This window comes from Pseudomonas brenneri (assembly GCF_007858285.1).
In the GTDB taxonomy this organism is placed as follows: Bacteria; Pseudomonadota; Gammaproteobacteria; order Pseudomonadales; family Pseudomonadaceae; genus Aquipseudomonas; species Aquipseudomonas brenneri.
On record NZ_VFIL01000004.1, the window covers coordinates 300,749 to 316,471 of the forward strand.

The 15,723-nt window shown below is 60.3% G+C and carries 11 protein-coding genes and 1 pseudogene; 10 read left to right on the top strand and 2 right to left on the bottom strand.

Annotated elements, in window-relative coordinates; translation table 11 throughout:
• The first annotated feature begins 5 nt into the window (after positions 1-5).
• The 3 genes from FJD34_RS10735 to FJD34_RS10745 all read left to right on the top strand — a co-directional run bounded on the left by FJD34_RS10735 (position 6) and on the right by FJD34_RS10745 (position 2,146).
• On the top strand, positions 6-1,502 hold the full coding sequence (locus FJD34_RS10735) for a PAS domain S-box protein (RefSeq protein ID WP_032860205.1): 1,497 nt from the start codon (positions 6-8) through the stop codon (positions 1,500-1,502).
• A gap of 132 nt (positions 1,503-1,634) precedes the next feature.
• Complete coding sequence (locus FJD34_RS10740; protein ID WP_032860206.1) at positions 1,635-1,886, top strand: CsbD family protein; 252 nt, start codon at positions 1,635-1,637, stop codon at positions 1,884-1,886.
• Positions 1,887-1,897: 11 nt separating this feature from the next.
• Entirely contained in the window at positions 1,898-2,146 is a 249-nt protein-coding gene (locus FJD34_RS10745) for a DUF1652 domain-containing protein (protein WP_090290826.1), read from the top strand.
• Positions 2,147-2,252: 106 nt separating this feature from the next.
• On the opposite strand, the gene FJD34_RS10750 is transcribed toward FJD34_RS10745, so the two are convergent.
• Positions 2,253-3,458 (bottom strand): MFS transporter, encoded by a 1,206-nt coding sequence (locus FJD34_RS10750; protein ID WP_032860208.1) that lies wholly within the window; start codon positions 3,456-3,458, stop codon positions 2,253-2,255.
• A gap of 176 nt (positions 3,459-3,634) precedes the next feature.
• Between FJD34_RS10750 and FJD34_RS10755 the strand changes: the two genes are divergently transcribed.
• From FJD34_RS10755 to FJD34_RS10775, 5 genes and pseudogenes are all read left to right on the top strand, one after another.
• Positions 3,635-5,800 (top strand): WG repeat-containing protein, encoded by a 2,166-nt coding sequence (locus FJD34_RS10755; protein ID WP_090290825.1) that lies wholly within the window; start codon positions 3,635-3,637, stop codon positions 5,798-5,800.
• A 111-nt stretch (positions 5,801-5,911) separates the two neighbouring features.
• Positions 5,912-6,469 carry a helix-turn-helix domain-containing protein gene (locus tag FJD34_RS10760; RefSeq protein ID WP_032860210.1) on the top strand — a complete coding sequence of 186 codons (558 nt, stop codon included), beginning with the start codon at positions 5,912-5,914 and terminating at the stop codon, positions 6,467-6,469.
• A 22-nt stretch (positions 6,470-6,491) separates the two neighbouring features.
• A complete protein-coding gene (locus FJD34_RS10765) occupies positions 6,492-7,838 on the top strand; it encodes a glutamine synthetase family protein (RefSeq protein WP_032860211.1) in 1,347 nt (448 codons plus the stop codon).
• A 114-nt stretch (positions 7,839-7,952) separates the two neighbouring features.
• Positions 7,953-9,049: pseudogene (locus tag FJD34_RS10770) on the top strand (DNA alkylation repair protein).
• A gap of 151 nt (positions 9,050-9,200) precedes the next feature.
• Positions 9,201-11,060 (top strand): DUF3857 domain-containing transglutaminase family protein, encoded by a 1,860-nt coding sequence (locus tag FJD34_RS10775; RefSeq protein ID WP_090290824.1) that lies wholly within the window; start codon positions 9,201-9,203, stop codon positions 11,058-11,060.
• A 72-nt stretch (positions 11,061-11,132) separates the two neighbouring features.
• Here FJD34_RS10775 and FJD34_RS10780 read toward each other — a convergent pair whose 3' ends face one another.
• Entirely contained in the window at positions 11,133-12,023 is an 891-nt protein-coding gene (locus tag FJD34_RS10780; RefSeq protein ID WP_032860213.1) for a LysR family transcriptional regulator, read from the bottom strand.
• A gap of 129 nt (positions 12,024-12,152) precedes the next feature.
• Between FJD34_RS10780 and FJD34_RS10785 the strand changes: the two genes are divergently transcribed.
• Together FJD34_RS10785 and FJD34_RS10790 are read left to right on the top strand one after the other, a co-directional pair.
• A complete protein-coding gene (locus tag FJD34_RS10785) occupies positions 12,153-13,799 on the top strand; it encodes a GMC family oxidoreductase (RefSeq protein ID WP_090290823.1) in 1,647 nt (548 codons plus the stop codon).
• Between the two features lie 172 nt (positions 13,800-13,971).
• Positions 13,972-15,597 carry an MFS transporter gene (locus FJD34_RS10790; RefSeq protein WP_090290822.1) on the top strand — a complete coding sequence of 542 codons (1,626 nt, stop codon included), beginning with the start codon at positions 13,972-13,974 and terminating at the stop codon, positions 15,595-15,597.
• Positions 15,598-15,723: the final 126 nt, after the last annotated feature.

Consider the following 15,723-nt stretch of genomic DNA (forward strand, 5'->3'; position numbering starts at 1 on the left):
AAACCATGAGCCAGGCCGTCCTCGCCCAAGAAACCAATCGCCGCCAATTGCAGCAGATCATCTCCGGGCTGTCCGATGGGGTGATTCTCGCCGAGGTCGACCAGAGCATTCTCTGGGCCAACGAAGCCGCGCTGGCCATGCATGGCCTGGATGACATTGCCGGGCTCGGTGCCAACACCGCCGAATACGCCGAGCGCTTTGCCCTGCGCTATCGCAACAATCACCCGCTGGCCCTGGAGGCCTATCCGCTGAGCCGGGTGGCCAACGGCGAAGCGTTCAGTGACGTGATAGTCGAAGTCACCCCCACCGCCGACGCCGACCGCACCTGGGTTCATCGCTTGCGCAGCCTGGCGCTCACCGACAGCGCCGGCAAGCCGGAACTGCTGGTGCTGATCCTCAGCGACGCCACCGAATGGGCCAGCGCCGAGCAGCGCTTTGAAAAGACCTTCAACGCCAACCCGGCACCGGCGGTGATCTGCCGCTTGAGCGATTTGCGCTATATCAAGGTCAACCAGGGTTTCCTCGAAATGACCGGTCACAACCGCGATCAGGTGATCGGCCGCTCGGTATACGAACTGGATGTGCTGGAACAGGCCGAACGCAAGGAGCTGGCGATCCAGCGCCTGGGCGAAGGGGCGACCATCCCGCAGATGCAAGCCGAGCTCAAGCTGCCTGAAGGCGGCAGCAAGCTGGTGATTGTCGCCGGCCAGCCGCTGGATATGAACGATGAGGAATGCATGTTGTTTTCCTTCACTGACCTTGAGCCCCGGCGCAAGGCCGAAACCGCCCTGCGCCAGAGCGAGGAGCGGTTTGCCAAGTCCTTCCGCCTGACACCGGTGCCGACCCTGGTGTGCGATGCGGGCAATCAGCAAGTGGTGGACGTCAACGACGCGTTCATGAGCATCACCGGCTACACCAGTGAAGAACTGATCGGCAAGTCCATCACCGAGATCAACTTTATCGACAGCAGCGAGGCCTGCACGCAGTTGTTCGCCACCCTGGAAAAGGCCGGCAACCTCGATGGCCAGGATCTGAAGATCCGCAAGAAAGGCAACGAAGTGATTGATTGCGTGGTGTCGGCCGACACCGTGAGCATTCAGGACACCACCTGTTACCTGCTGGTGATGATGAACATCACCGAACGCAAACGCTCGGAGCTGGAGTTGGTATCGGCCATCGAAGAAGTGATGAAGGACGCGTCCTGGTTCAGTCAGACCCTGATTGAAAAACTGGCCAACGCCAAGAGCGTCAACAGCCCCAACCTGCCGAACATCGCGTTCACCGACTTGACCGCCCGTGAGCGGGATGTACTGGGGCTGATCTGTGAAGGCCTGGCCGACAAGGAAATCGCCTCGCGCCTGAAGCTGGCGCCCAACACCGTGCGCAATCATGTGGCTACGGTCTATTCCAAACTCAACGTACACAGCCGCAGTGCCGCCATCGTCTGGGCCCGCGAACGAGGGTTGTTTGCCGGGGAGCGGCGGGCAAAAAACCCGAAATAAGGTGCAAATGCACTAGGACTACCAGTGCAAATTCGCCTTATTGCACACCGCTGCGCTGCTTAACCTTGAAGGGTAGGCACTGGGTTTGACGCCCTGTGCCATGGCGATTTTTTTGCCCTTCAAGGAGGCATCATGAACAGTGAACAGGTCAAAGGCCGCATCGCAAAAGCGGCGGGCAAAGCTCAGGACTTTCTCGGCGACATGACCGACGACGAACAGCTCCAGGCCAAGGGCGTAGCGCGCCAGGCGGCCGGCCAACTGCAACAGACCTATGGCGATGTGCTGGACAATGTCGGTGACTTTGCCCAACGCAAACCCCTGGCCACTGTGGCAATCGTGGCGGGCGTGGGTCTGCTCCTGGGTCTGTTGCTGCGTCGTCGTTAATGGGGGCTGGCATGTTTACCTTGGCCCAACTGCGCAATTGCATCGAGGAAGCCTTGTTGCCGCTGACCTGCGAGTTCACCCTGTGTCGCGACTCGTCACTGACCTTGAAGGTGTTTGACGCCGAGAGCGGCCGGGTGGACCTGGTCGTCACCGGGATCAGCGTGAATAAGCTCAAGACCCCGCAGGACGTCGCGACGATGGTCGAGGAATTGCGCTATGAGTTGCACAGCAACACCGTGGGCGAGACATTGTCCATCTGACACCCCACCTCTGTAGGAGCTGGCTTGCCAGCGAAAAACGCCAGGGCACCGCGTTTTGCCTGGTTGTGCTCATCATCGCTCACCCCCTTCACCGGCAAGCCGGCTCCTACAGGGGGTGTGCGGTGTCAGGACGCGGTTTCAACGACGCGCCGATAAAATAGAACAGCCCGCCGGCCACGATAAACCCCGCCAGCATATAGAACATGTAGTGCGCCGGCAGGCTGGCCAGCACCAGCCCGCACAACACCGGCCCCAGGGCGGCACCGAGGTTGGAGAGGTTTTGCGCGCCGTAGTACATGCCCCGCAGGTGATCCGGGGCAATGCGGTCGATAAACATGTATTCAGCGGGGAATACGATGATTTCCCCCACGGTAAAGATCGCCATCGACACCACCCACCACCACACGCTGGTGGACAGCGCAAAGCCAATCACCCCCAGCATGAACATGCCCAGCCCGAGAATCAGCCAGCGGCTCAGGTGACGGTGGCTGATCTGCCGGCCAATCACGTATTGCAGGGCGATTACCAATAGTGCGTTGGTGGTCAGAATCGCGCTGATGACCTTGTAGGTGTACTCCGCACTTGAGGTCGTCACCAGGTACTGCGACAGGTACGCAGTGAACTGTCCAAAGACTACTGCGCTGAGCAAGCCGCCCACGGTAAAGCACACCAGCCGATGATCACGCAGCAACACCCGGCCAACGGCAAGGAACGACACCGGTTTTTGCGCCGTGTCAACCGTCGCCAGGGTGCGGTCGCCCCAACGCCAGTAGAGTAGGAAAAACCCAGCCCCCAGTACCGCCGACAATACAAACGGCAGGCTGATATCGGCCTTGGCGATCATCGCACCAAAAAACGGCCCTACCGCGTAACCGATATTGGTCAGGGTGTATTTGATGGAAAACACTTCGCTGCGCGCATCCTCGGGCAACAGGCTGGCAAACCCGGCCTTGACCGCAATATCGATCACCGCATAGGCCAGGTTGATCAGGATCAGGCAGGCATAGAACAACCACAGGTCACGCGCCAGCAGCGTGCCGACAAACCCCAGGACAAACAGCAGGCTCAGGCCCAGCAACAAGCGATAACTGTTGACCCGGTCCACCAGGAAGCCGCCGTACACACTCAGCAGGGAGCCGACGATCAGCGAACTGCCAATCACCAGGCCTACCTGGCTGATGCCTAGGGCAAAGTGACTCGTAAGGTAGATCACCATGTACGGAAAGGTAATCGCCTTGGCCAGCGTCAGAATCAGCGTGGCTGACAGCAGCAGGTTCACGGTGCGGGGGTAACTTTTTATTGTGGTCAGCATCCTGCTCTCTTTCTCTGAAGGCATTCGTTGCAATGGGGCCAGTCGCTACCTTAACGCAGGATGAGCGGCAAAAAATGCTGATTTATGCATTTATGCAAAAATTAAATCCACAATTCTGAATAACGTGTATACGGTACTACTCTCCTTGCGCCAGCCTACTGACGAGTCCAAGCACGATGAAAACAGCTCTGTCCCGAACCAAACTATTGGCTAGCGCCTTGATTGTGATCGCGGTGATCGGCGGCGCAACGTATTACCTGCTGGGCCGCAATGCTGACACCGAGTTGCTTGAAGACGCCGAGTACAGCGAGGCACAGCTCAATGAAGGCGGTGTGGATGGCATTCGGGACCTGCCCTTGGCGGAAGCGAAAAAGCGCCTGAATTACCTGATCCTCGATATGCGCGACAGCCTCAACCGCATTGCGGTGATCGAAAGCATGCGCCTGGAAATCGGCCCGGCCACCCCCACGCCCGGCGAACCCCAGGCGCACAAAGAACTGAGCTACGACAAGCCGTTCGTGCCCTTCCCCGATCAGCAATTGAAGGCTGCGTTGACCACCCTCAAGCAAACACCGCTGCACTTCCAACAGGTGTTTTTCGACTATGGCTCCGGGCTCAATCTGGATGTCGAAACGATCCGCGACACCCTCAAGCTTGGCGCGCTGCCGGATCAGGAAAGCACAGGCAGCTACCAGATCCAGACCGTGCATTTTCGCGATGGCACCCAACAGCCGTTTGCCGAGGTGGTCCTTGAGGACGCCAATAGCGAAGAAGAACCAAACCACACCAGCACCGAGCTGAAGGTCAACAAGCCGGTTGAGCGCATCAGTGTTGCCCTGCACTACCAGGCTTACCCTGGCTTCAAGAAAATCCTGCTGGACCAGGCCAACCCGAAAGTCACCGGTGAAAACGGCGAGACTTACCAACTGACCGCCCTCGGCGACTCACGCGCGGCCCTGCAACTGGCCACGCCCAAGCACAAGTCCTATGTGATCCAGGGCCTGACCGCCGACGGCAAGACCCTGTACAGCGGCGGCAGCAGCTCCAACACCTCGCCCACGGCCGCACAAAAGGCCAACCTGAAGGCGTACTACAACGAACTGCTGCGCATGGAAGACCATTTCGACGATTTCAAAAATGCCGCAGCCGTGCAGGATCACCTAGAAAAATTCGCCAGCAGCCTGCCCAGCTCAGACAGCGACCTGAGCAATGTCCAGGTGACTTACCAGTTCGAAGACACGCCTGCCAGTGTGGTCATCTACCTGCTGGAACCGGCGCAACCACAAACGATTGATCTGGAAATGAGCAACAACCTGGCGCCCCGTGATCGCTACATTGCCTTCGACAGCGCCAGCGAAAAAAAGGGGTTTATCGATAACCAGGGACAATGGGTGGTCAAGCCACGCTTCGAGCGTATCGAGTACACCCAAATGCCTGATGTCTACCAGATGATGGTCGGCGAGAAGTCCTCTGGCGAGGGCTGGAGCCAGTTGCTGTTCAAGTACTTTGCCTTTGTGCCTGGCACGCACACGCTCAATGAACTGCCCTTCGAAAGCATCGAACAGCAGATCAACGACCGGTTGATGGTGGTCCAGCGCGAGACCAATGGCCCCTACGGTGTCTACGACGTCAAGAAGTTGCAGGTCGTGGTGCCGATGAAGTACGTCAACCCCAGTGTCGTCGGCGAGGTGTTCATCGCCCGTCCGGGCCAGAAAACCTATGGCTCGGACTCGCTATACGGTGCCTGGAACCTGAGCGGCAAGGAGCTGCTGGCGCCACGCTACTCCAGCGTTAACGGCGCGGGAGCCTTTATCTACGCCACCTCTGCCGACAAGCATCAAACCGACGTCTACGACCTGGGCATGAAAAAACTCAATCCGGCCGGCGCAACGGTCTTCGGACAGTTTGTGCAGGGCCAGCCGTTATTGATCCAGGACCGTAAAAGCAACAAATACAGCTTCATCAATGAACAGGGCAAGGCGCTGCCGTTCAGCCTGCCATTCGATGACGTGAATACGTTCTCCAACGGCATGGCGGTGGTGCAAAAAGGCAGCCGTTACGGCGCCATTGATACGAACGGCAAACTTCGCGTGCCCGTGACCTACACCAAGCTCACCCCCTTCCAGAAGAACCTGGCCGCTGCAGAAATGGATGGGTTTGAGGGCTTGGTGCTGATCGACAAGAACAACCGCGTGGCGAAGAAACTTGGCTCCTATACCAGCTACAGCTACCCGTCCAACAGCAACGATGCGACCTACAGCATTTGGGATGCGCAGGTGCCGAACCGGGTCAATGTGTTCGATGCTGACGGTAACCAGACAAGCAGTTTTGAGCGCGAGTAAGGTTCAAACCGTTCAATCAAGCCAGACAGGGCGCTTGTCCGTTGCGCCCGTGAAATTAATCATGTATTTTTTCATGAAATTTAAAGATAAGAATTTCACGAAAATACTCCCATGGACAAACAAGAAGAACTGGACGCCCTGGCGACCCTGATCCACGACCTGCGCAAGTACAAGAAACTCACCCTGGCCCAGCTGGCGCAAAAGATCGAACGCTCGGTGGGTTTCCTGTCCCAGGTCGAGCGCGGTTTGTCGCGCCCCACCGTGGCAGACCTGACTGCTATCAGCCACGCCCTCGATGTGCCCACCACTTATTTCTACAGCGTACCCAAGCCCAAGGCCGTGGATTGGGTCACGCGGCCCAACGAGCGGCGCACGGTGTACTACGCCAATGGCATTACCGACATCCTCGTCTCACCGAGCATGAACGGGGCGTTCTCGATGCTCGACAGCTGGTTGGCCCCTGGCGCCAACAGCGGTGAACAGACCATGAGCGACCGCGCCGAACAGGCCGGGTTTGTGCTTGAAGGCCACCTGACGCTATGGGTCGAAGGCGAGGCCGACGCGGTCACCCTGGGCCCCGGCGACAGCTTTCACCTGGCCAGTTTCGCCCACTGCCGCTACGGCAACCTGACTGACCTGCCGGCCCGCGTGCTGTGGGTCTACAACTGAGGCACACCAAGGAGCGTCACCCGTGAAAAGCCATTCCTCCACGTTACTGGCCGAAGTGCGGACCTTTCGCCAGAACCATCCGGATGTACGTTACGTCGACCTGATTTCCCTGGACATTCCCGGGCGGTTCTACGGCAAGCGCTACCCGGTTGAAATGTTGGAAAAAGTCGCCGCCGGCAGCCCTCTGAAACTGCCACAGAACGCCGTGCTGCTAGGCGCCCAGGGCGGTTTGTTCAAGATCGGCGACTACTGCTTCCATGACGGCGACCCGGACGCCAACCGCCGCCTGGTGCCCGGCACGCTCAAGCCGGTGAGCTGGGAGGCGCAGCCCCTGGGACAGATGCTGATCACCTCCGACGGTACCGAGGCGCCCATCGAATTCGAACCCCGCGAAGTGCTGGCCAAGGTCCTCGAACGCCTGCACGGCAAGGGTATTCACCCGGTGGTGGCGTTTGAACTGGAGTTCTACCTGTTCGACAGAAAACTCGCCGACGGCCTGCCGCAATTTGCCCGCGACCCGTTGAGCGATGACCCGGACGACCAGCCCACCCTGCATATCGAGCGGCTGTCACGGTTTGCCCCGGTGCTCGATGACATGGTGCAGACCGCCCAGGCACAGGGCATCGATATTACGGTGATCACGGCCGAGTTGGGCCCCGGCCAGTTCGAAATCAATTTCGGCCACCTCGACGATGGCCTGCGCGCCGCCGACTGGGCCGCCCTGTTCTGCCGCAGTACCCGGGGCGTGGCCCTCAAGCATGGCTATCGCGCCAGTTTCATGGCCAAGCCCTACCTGCAACATCCGGGCAGCGGCATGCATGTGCATGTCAGCCTGTACGATGGCGCCGGTAATAACCTGCTGGCGGCGCATCAGCAGCAACCGTTGCGCCACGCGGTGGCGGGTTGCCTGGAACTGCTGCCCCATTGCATGCCGATTTTCTCGCCCAACCACAACGCCTTCAGGCGCCTGGGCGGTACGGTCAACGCAGCGACCAAGGCCTGCTGGGGCTATGAAGACCGTGACGCCTGCGTGCGTATCCCCGAGTCTGATCCGCGCAACCTGCGGATCGAGCATCGCCTGGCCAGTGCCGACGCCAATCCCTACCTGGTGCTGGCGGCCATCCTGGTCGGGCTCGAACATGGCCTGGAGGCTGCGCGCGAACCCATCGCACCGTTGAACGAGGACCGTGACAGCGGCCACGACTTCCCCCTGGAAATGCTTGAGGCCGTGCGCGCCATGCAGGCACAACCGGCCCTGCGCAAGGGCCTGGGCGCGGAGTTTGTCGACGTGTATTGCGAGAACAAACGCCAGGATCACCTGGCCTTCCAGCAGGAGATCAATGCACGGGAATATCGCTGGTATCTGTAGCGACCGCCCCCCTGTAGGAGCTGGCAAGCCAGCGCCTACATTTTGATCTTCGCGGCCTTGAGCAAGGTGTTACCTTGCAAAGGTCTTATGATCGCCCTCTCCTGCGGACTGCCCATGACCGACCAAAGCCCCCCTGCCCTCAAGGAAATCTTCAACCTCGAACGCCTGCAACACATCGCCGATGAAATGCGTGCGGTGTACCCGGCGTTTGACGCCAAGGGGTTTCTCAAGCACGCCATGCAGGGTTTGGCCCAGTTGTCGGTGATGCAGCGCATGGCCCGTGTCAGCGAAAGCCTGCACGCGGTCATCCCCCTGGACTATGCGCATACCCTCAAGCATCTGTATGCCTTGGCTCCGCGCCTGAACAGCAGCTTTGTCAGCCTGTTCCTGCCGCACTTTGTGGCCAGCTACGGCCAGGATGACTTCAAGCGCTCGATGGCAGCGCTCAAGTACTTCACCACCTTTGGTTCTGCCGAGTTTGCCGTGCGGCCTTTTCTGCTCAAGGGTTTGGAACCCACGCTGCGGTGATGCAGCAGTGGTCGCTGGACGACAATGAGCACGTGCGCCGCCTCGCCAGTGAGGGCTCGCGGCCGAGGCTGCCGTGGTCGTTTCGCCTGGCCCGGGTGCAGGCCGATCCGCGCCTGTGCGCGTCGATCCTGGATAACCTCAAGGCCGACAACAGCCTGTATGTACGCAAGTCCGTGGCCAACCACCTCAACGACATCACCAAGGACCATCCGGACTGGGTGCTGGATGTTATCGAGAGTTGGTCACTGGACAACCCTCACACCGCCTGGATCGCTCGCCACGCCCTGCGCAGCCTGATCAAGCAAGGCAATACCCGCGCATTGACGATCATGGGCGCAGGCGCGCGTGCCGAAGTGAAGATCCAGCACTTGAAGGTCGAGCCCGCAGTGATTCGCCTGGGTGAGCGCATCAACCTGTCGTTTACCCTGCAATCCATGGCCAGCACCTCACAAAAACTGGTGGTGGACTACGCCATCGACTATGTAAAAAGCGCCGGCCATAGCGCCGCCAAGGTGTTCAAGCTCAAGACCTTTACCCTCGGCGCGGATGAGCGGCATACAGTTTTACGTCGCCAACACATCCGCGACATGACCACGCGCAAGCACTACCCCGGCCAGCACACCGTGCATGTACTTGTGAACGGTGAACGCCTGGCAAGCAGTGAATTTGAGCTGATCGACTGACCCTTCCCACCAAACAAAAGGCTCTATCTCGGGCCTTTCAGCGATATTTATTGTCCTACAATGCTGGTCTTTGGTGTTGCGATCCATTATCATCTGCCGCCTTCTTGGTACCCGCGAGGGTATCTGTGTCAACGTTCCACCTGAGGCGCCCATGCACTGTTTTTCGTTTTACCGCCCTTTGATTTGCGCAAGTCTGGGGCTTGTTTCGCACCACGCTTACGCCGCGCCGCAACCCATGGCCGAAGCTGCACTTGCCAACGAATCCGAGCTGCACTGCCACTTCAACCGTGACGCCAGCACCGATTGCACCACCACCTACCGCTACACCATCCTCAAGCCCAGTGGCCGGGAAATATTGTCGCAAATCGACTTCAACTATGCCGAGGGCGATGGTTTTGAAGTACTGCACGCCGAGTCCACCCAGCCCGGCGGCAAGCCGCAGCCCCTCGACGAAGCGCAGATCGATACGCGCACCGCGCCCAACCCTGACCAGGGGTTTTCCCGGCTCAAGCAAACGTCCCTGGCCTTTCCCAACCTGCGGGTCGGCACGCAAATCCGCTACACCGTGCGCGAACATCACGCCGCCAAGCCGCTGATGACCGAGTTCCACTACGCCCTGCAGTTCGGCACCAGCACTGCCCGTCGCGACCGCCTCAAGGCACGGTTCACGGCTGAACGGCCAATCGAGTGGCGCGCGGAGTTGATGGACGGTTTCACCATCACCCCCTCGGTCAATCGCAAGACCCTGGATATCGAACTGAAGGCGCCGACCTATCTCAATTACATCAACGAATCGAGTCACGCCTACCTGCGGTTGATCCCACGTATCGAAGTGGGCAGCAGCCTTGATGTGCAAAAGCATTTCGGTGGTTTTGCCCAGCGCTACAACCAGATCCTCGCGGCCAAGCTACCGGCAGGCAGTGCCGCCGCCGTGGCTACGGTGAAAGACTTGGCCCCGGCGCAACAAGTGGCCGGCCTGATGCAGCACATCAACGATCACTACCGTTACCTGGGTGACTGGCGCGCCACGGATCGCGGCTATGTGCCGTTTAACCTGGCAGAGATCGAACAGCACGGTTATGGCGACTGCAAGGACCTCGCGATCCTCCTGACCGCCATGCTCAAGGCCAGCGGGATCAAGGCCGAGACCGCCTGGGTCAGCCGTGGGGATGTGGTGGATTCACTGCTGATTCCGGGCACCGGCGCGCCCAACCACGCCATCGTGCGTGCCGAAGTAGCCGGCCAGGTGTGGTGGCTGGACCCAACCAACCCGGTGTTCGCCCCGGGCCAGGCCATGCCCGACATCCAGGATCGCTGGGTACTCGTCAACGACACCCAGGGCCAGGTACGCGAGGAACATATCCCCCTGGCGCGCCCTGAAACCAGCATCCGCCTGGACAAACAGGTGCATTACGACAAACAGGGCAACGGTGCGACCCGCGCCAGCGTCACCTTCAGCCGCCTGACACTGATGCAATTGAGCGTCGCTGACCGCGAGCAAGGCGCTACCGCCACCGACCAGAACATCTGCGACAACTTCGGCCGGGAAATCAGCGATTGCCAGGTCACCCGCCTGCCCACCGGTTTCGTGGTGCCCGACACCTACACCGTCAACGCCAGCATGACCGACCTGCGCGCCCTGGAGAAACTCGACAACGGCTACGTCTATACCGACCAATCGCTGAAAGAGAAGTGGGATGACCTGTTCAACTACCGCCGCAACGGGCAACAGGGCGACCTGTACCTGGGCAATCCGGACACTGTCGACTACACCTTTACCTTGACCGGCGGGAAGATGGACAAACCGGTGCAGGGCTGCAAGATCAGCTCGCCCTGGTATGACCTGGAGCTCGATGGCGAACCGCTCAAGGACGGCTTGCGCTATCACTATCGGCTGACCCAGAAAGTGCGCTGGTTGAGCCATGATGAAATCGTCAGTGCGCCGTTTGAAAAGATGATCAACGATGCCCGTGCGTGTGGTGAACAGGTGCATCAGACCGTGAAACTGTAGGAGCCGGCTTGCCGGCGATGAGGTCCTTGAGTCCCGCGCAAACCTATTGGACGCCATCGCCGGCAAGCCGCCCTACAGTCCGCCCAACAGCAGCCCCTGCTCCTTGGCACACAACTCCACCACGTAATCCCACAACACCCGCAACCGCACCGACTTGTGCAGTTCGCGCCGGGAACTGATCCAGTAACTGCGCTGGATGCCCTCCTGCGGCAACAACGGCACCAGGTCCGGGTCGCCTGCGGCCATAAAGCACGGCAGCACGGCAATCCCCAGGCCCGAACGCGCCGCCTGGTGCTGGGCGATCACGCTGGTGCTGTGGAACACCACCCTGGGGTTGCGGCAAAAACTGCTGAGGAGCTTGAGCTCCTGACTGAACAACAGGTCGTCGACGTAATCGATCCAGGCATGGGCAACCAGGTCTTCGCGCTTCTCGATAGGCGGCGTGCGGGCCAGGTAGCTGCGGCTGGCATAGAGCGCCAGGCGGTAGTCGGTGAGTTTGCGCGTAACCAGTTGGTCGACGCTGGGCCGCTCCAGGTGGATGCTGATCTCGGCCTCGCGGTTAAGGATGCTGACAAACCGCGGCACCGCCACCAACTCCACTTCCAACCCTGGATAACGCTCGAACAGGCCACCCATGCGCCCGGCCAGGAACATCACCCCCAGCCCTTCGGCCACTCCCAGGCGAATCTTGCCCAGGGGCGCGGCGGAATGGGTCAGTTCCTCCTCAGCCATCAGCGCGACGTTTTCCATGGCCTCGGCATGCTTGAGCAGCGCCTCACCCGACGGCGTCAGTTCATAACCCTGGGCATGCTGCACAAACAGCGCAGTGCCGAGGCTTTTCTCAATGGCCTCGATATGCCGGGCCACGGTCGCATGCGTGGTTTTCAGGCGCTGGGCAGCGGTCAGCAGGCGCCCGCTGCGCTGTAACTCAAGAAAATACCGCAGGTCATTCCAGTCGAACATGTCGCCTCCCTTCCCGGCCATGAGAACAGCGCTGTTTAAAAACGCACAGCAGCTGGGTAAAAACTAACATTTTTAAGACGAAAACTAACAACTAGGATGGAGCCAATAAGAAAAACAAGCGAGACCCAGATGACTATTGCAACTGAGCAATACGATTACGTGGTAGTAGGTGCCGGCCCTGCGGGCTGCCTGCTGGCCAATCGACTGTCTGCCAACCCCGCCCATCGCGTGCTGCTGCTCGAAGCCGGTGGCCGCGACAATTACCCCTGGATCCATATCCCCGTCGGCTACCTGTTCTGCATCGGCAACCCGCGCACCGACTGGTGCTTCAAGACCGAAGCCCAGGAAGGCCTGCAAGGCCGCGCCTTGAGCTATCCACGGGGCAAGGTGCTGGGCGGCTGCTCGTCGATCAACGGCATGATCTACATGCGTGGCCAGGCCAACGACTACGACGGCTGGGCCGCCGAAGGCAACCCGGGATGGGCCTGGGACGATGTACTGCCGCTGTTCAAGCAAAGCGAAAACCATTTTGCCGGTGCCTCGCCCCTGCATGGCGACAGCGGCGAGTGGCGCGTGGAGCAACAGCGCCTGCACTGGCCAATCCTCGACGCGTTCCGCGAAGCGGCCAAGCAAAGTGGCATCGCCAATATCGACGACTTCAACCAGGGCGATAACGAAGGCTGTGGTTACTTCCAGGTCAACCAGAAAAGCGGCGTGCGCTGGAACGCGGCCAAGGCGTTTCTCAAGCCAATTCGCCAGCGCCCCAACCTGACGGTGCTGACCGAAGTCGAGGTCGATCGTGTGTTATTGAACGACGGCCGCGCCAGTGCCGTGGTTGGCCGCCAGCATGGGCAAGCCATCACCTGGAAAGCACGCGAGGAAATCATCCTGTGCGCCGGTGCCGTGGGTTCGCCCGGCATCCTGCAACGCTCCGGCATCGGCCCTTCCAGCGTCCTCAAGCCCTTGGGCATCGAGGTGCTGCACGAGTTGCCCGGAGTCGGCGGCAACCTGCAGGACCACCTGCAACTGCGCCTGATCTACAAACTGGAAAACGCCCGCACCCTGAACCAGATCGCCGGCTCCGTATGGGGCAAGCTGGGCATGGGCCTGCAATACCTGTATGACCGCAGCGGCCCGTTGTCCATGGCCCCCAGCCAACTCGGCGCCTTTGCCCGCTCGGGGCCGGAACAGGCCACGGCCAACCTCGAATACCATGTGCAACCACTGTCACTGGAACGCTTTGGCGAGCCGCTGCACGCGTTCCCGGCGTTTACCGCGTCGGTCTGCGACTTGCGCCCACAGAGTCGTGGGCGCATTGATATCCGCTCGGCAGATCCTTCTGTGCCGCCGCTGATCCAACCCAACTACCTGAGCCATCCTGAGGATTTACGCGTGGCCGCCGCTGCCATCCGCCTGACCCGGCGCATTGTCGGCGCCCAGGCCCTGCGCCCCTTCAACCCGGTGGAATACTTGCCCGGTGAAGCCCTGCAGAGCGACGAACAATTGCAGGAAGCCGCAGCGCGGATCGGCACCACGATCTTCCATCCGGTGGGTACCTGCCGCATGGGCCACGATAAGGACGCGGTGGTCGATGCCCAGTTGCGCGTGCACGGAGTTCCCGGCCTGCGCATCGCCGATGCCTCGATCATGCCGCGCATCACCTCCGGCAACACCTGCTCACCCACACTGATGATCGCGGAAAAAGCCGCGCAACTGATCCTGTCCCCTTCAACGAGGAACCTCACCCCCCAACGAGAACAGACAACACCGGCATGACCTGTAGGAGCGAGCTTGCTCGCGAAAATCGCCAACGATAACGCGGGCATCCTGGATAAACGCGTTGCTCTCAGGCTTTTCGCGAGCAAGCATGCTCCTACAGGGTAAAAGCGGCGCTGAAGTTGGCGCCGACAGTGGAACAACAATAAATAATCACTGTGAGGGCTACCCCATGTCAGAACGTGCTCAACCCCTGGACGCCACCGTCGGCGCCACTGTCACCAGCAAAGAGTCGCAAAAGGTCATCTTCGCCTCGTCCCTGGGGACGGTGTTCGAATGGTATGACTTTTTCCTCTATGGCGCCCTCGCGGCAGTCATCAGCAAGCAGTTCTTTGCCGGGGTCAACGACACCACGGCTTTTATCTTCGCCTTGATGGCCTTTGCCGCCGGCTTTGTGGTGCGCCCCTTCGGCGCGCTGGTGTTCGGCCGCCTGGGGGACATGATCGGACGTAAATATACGTTCCTGGCCACCATCGTCCTGATGGGCGTGGCAACCTTCTGTGTGGGCCTGCTACCGACCTACGCCAGCATCGGCATCGCCGCACCGATCATCCTGGTGGTGTTGCGCATGCTCCAGGGCCTGGCCCTGGGCGGTGAATACGGCGGCGCCGCAACCTATGTGGCCGAACACGCGCCACAAGGCAAACGCGGGTTCCACACCAGCTGGATTCAGTCCACCGCAACCCTCGGCCTGCTGCTGTCACTGCTGGTGGTACTGGCCTGCCGGTATTTCACCGGCGATCAGTTTGAAGTCTGGGGCTGGCGCCTGCCGTTCCTGCTGTCGATCGTGCTGCTGGGGATTTCCACCTGGATCCGCATGAGCCTGCACGAATCCCCCGCGTTCCTGAAAATGAAAGAGGAAGGCAAGGCCAGCAAGGCGCCGATCCGCGAGTCGTTCGGCAACTGGGAAAACCTCAAGGTGGTGCTGATTGCGCTGTTCAGCATCAACGCCGGCCAGGCCGTGACCTTCTACGCCGCACAGTTCTATGTGCTGTTCTTCCTCACCCAGTTCCTGAAGATGGACCCGGCCCTGGCCAATATGCTGCTGATCATCAGCGTGGTGATTGGCGCGCCGTTCTTTATCTTCTTCGGCTGGCTGTCGGACAAGCTGGGGCGCAAGCCGGTGCTGATGGTCGGCCTGCTGCTGGCCACCGCGCTGTACTTCCCGATCTTCAAGGGCCTGGCCCACTACACCAACCCGGCGATGGACCAGGCCAGCCGCCAGGCGCCGATCACCGTGCTGGCCGACCCGGCTACCTGCACCTTCCAGTTCGACCCGGTGGGCAAGGCGCGGTTTGACAGCCCCTGCGACAAGGTCAAGACCTTCCTGGTCAAACAGGGCCTGCCCTACAGCAGCGAAGCCGCACCTACCGGCAGCGCAGTGCAGGTCAGCGTGGGCGATGTGCGCATCGACGGCTATGACGAAGACGCCCTGCGCGGCGCCGTGACCCTGGCCGGCTACCCGAAATCGGCGGACGTGGCCCAGGTCAACAAAACCATGGTGGTGGTGCTGATCGTCGCCCTGATCCTGATCGCTGCGATGTGCTACGGCCCACTCGCCGCGCTGATGGTGGAACTGTTCCCGACGCGCATCCGCTACACCTCCATGTCCCTGCCCTACCACATCGGCAACGGCTGGTTTGGCGGGTTCCTGCCAACCGTGTCGTTTGCCCTGGTGGTGTACACCGGCGATATCTTCTACGGGCTGTGGTACCCAGTGGTGATTACCGGGGTCAGCCTGATTGTCGGGCTGCTGTGCCTGAAGGAAACCAAGAACGTGGATATCGACAACAACTAAATATCCCGCAAACACTGTAGATCCCTTGTGGGAGCGGGCTTGCTCGCGATGGCGGTGGATCAGTCAATACATCTAGTGACTGACACAGCATCATCGCGGGCAAGCCCGCTCCCACATTGGTTCCCG

What these genes read in the sequence shown, in the direction of transcription:
- FJD34_RS10735 (WP_032860205.1), top strand. Translation starts at nt 6, where the DNA reads ATGAGCCAGGCCGTCCTCGCCCAAGAAACCAATCGCCGCCAATTGCAG.
- FJD34_RS10740 (WP_032860206.1), top strand. Translation starts at nt 1,635, where the DNA reads ATGAACAGTGAACAGGTCAAAGGCCGCATCGCAAAAGCGGCGGGCAAA.
- FJD34_RS10745 (WP_090290826.1), top strand. Translation starts at nt 1,898, where the DNA reads ATGTTTACCTTGGCCCAACTGCGCAATTGCATCGAGGAAGCCTTGTTG.
- FJD34_RS10750 (WP_032860208.1), bottom strand. Translation starts at nt 3,458, where the DNA reads ATGCTGACCACAATAAAAAGTTACCCCCGCACCGTGAACCTGCTGCTG.
- FJD34_RS10755 (WP_090290825.1), top strand. Translation starts at nt 3,635, where the DNA reads ATGAAAACAGCTCTGTCCCGAACCAAACTATTGGCTAGCGCCTTGATT.
- FJD34_RS10760 (WP_032860210.1), top strand. Translation starts at nt 5,912, where the DNA reads ATGGACAAACAAGAAGAACTGGACGCCCTGGCGACCCTGATCCACGAC.
- FJD34_RS10775 (WP_090290824.1), top strand. Translation starts at nt 9,201, where the DNA reads ATGCACTGTTTTTCGTTTTACCGCCCTTTGATTTGCGCAAGTCTGGGG.
- FJD34_RS10780 (WP_032860213.1), bottom strand. Translation starts at nt 12,023, where the DNA reads ATGTTCGACTGGAATGACCTGCGGTATTTTCTTGAGTTACAGCGCAGC.
- FJD34_RS10785 (WP_090290823.1), top strand. Translation starts at nt 12,153, where the DNA reads ATGACTATTGCAACTGAGCAATACGATTACGTGGTAGTAGGTGCCGGC.
- FJD34_RS10790 (WP_090290822.1), top strand. Translation starts at nt 13,972, where the DNA reads ATGTCAGAACGTGCTCAACCCCTGGACGCCACCGTCGGCGCCACTGTC.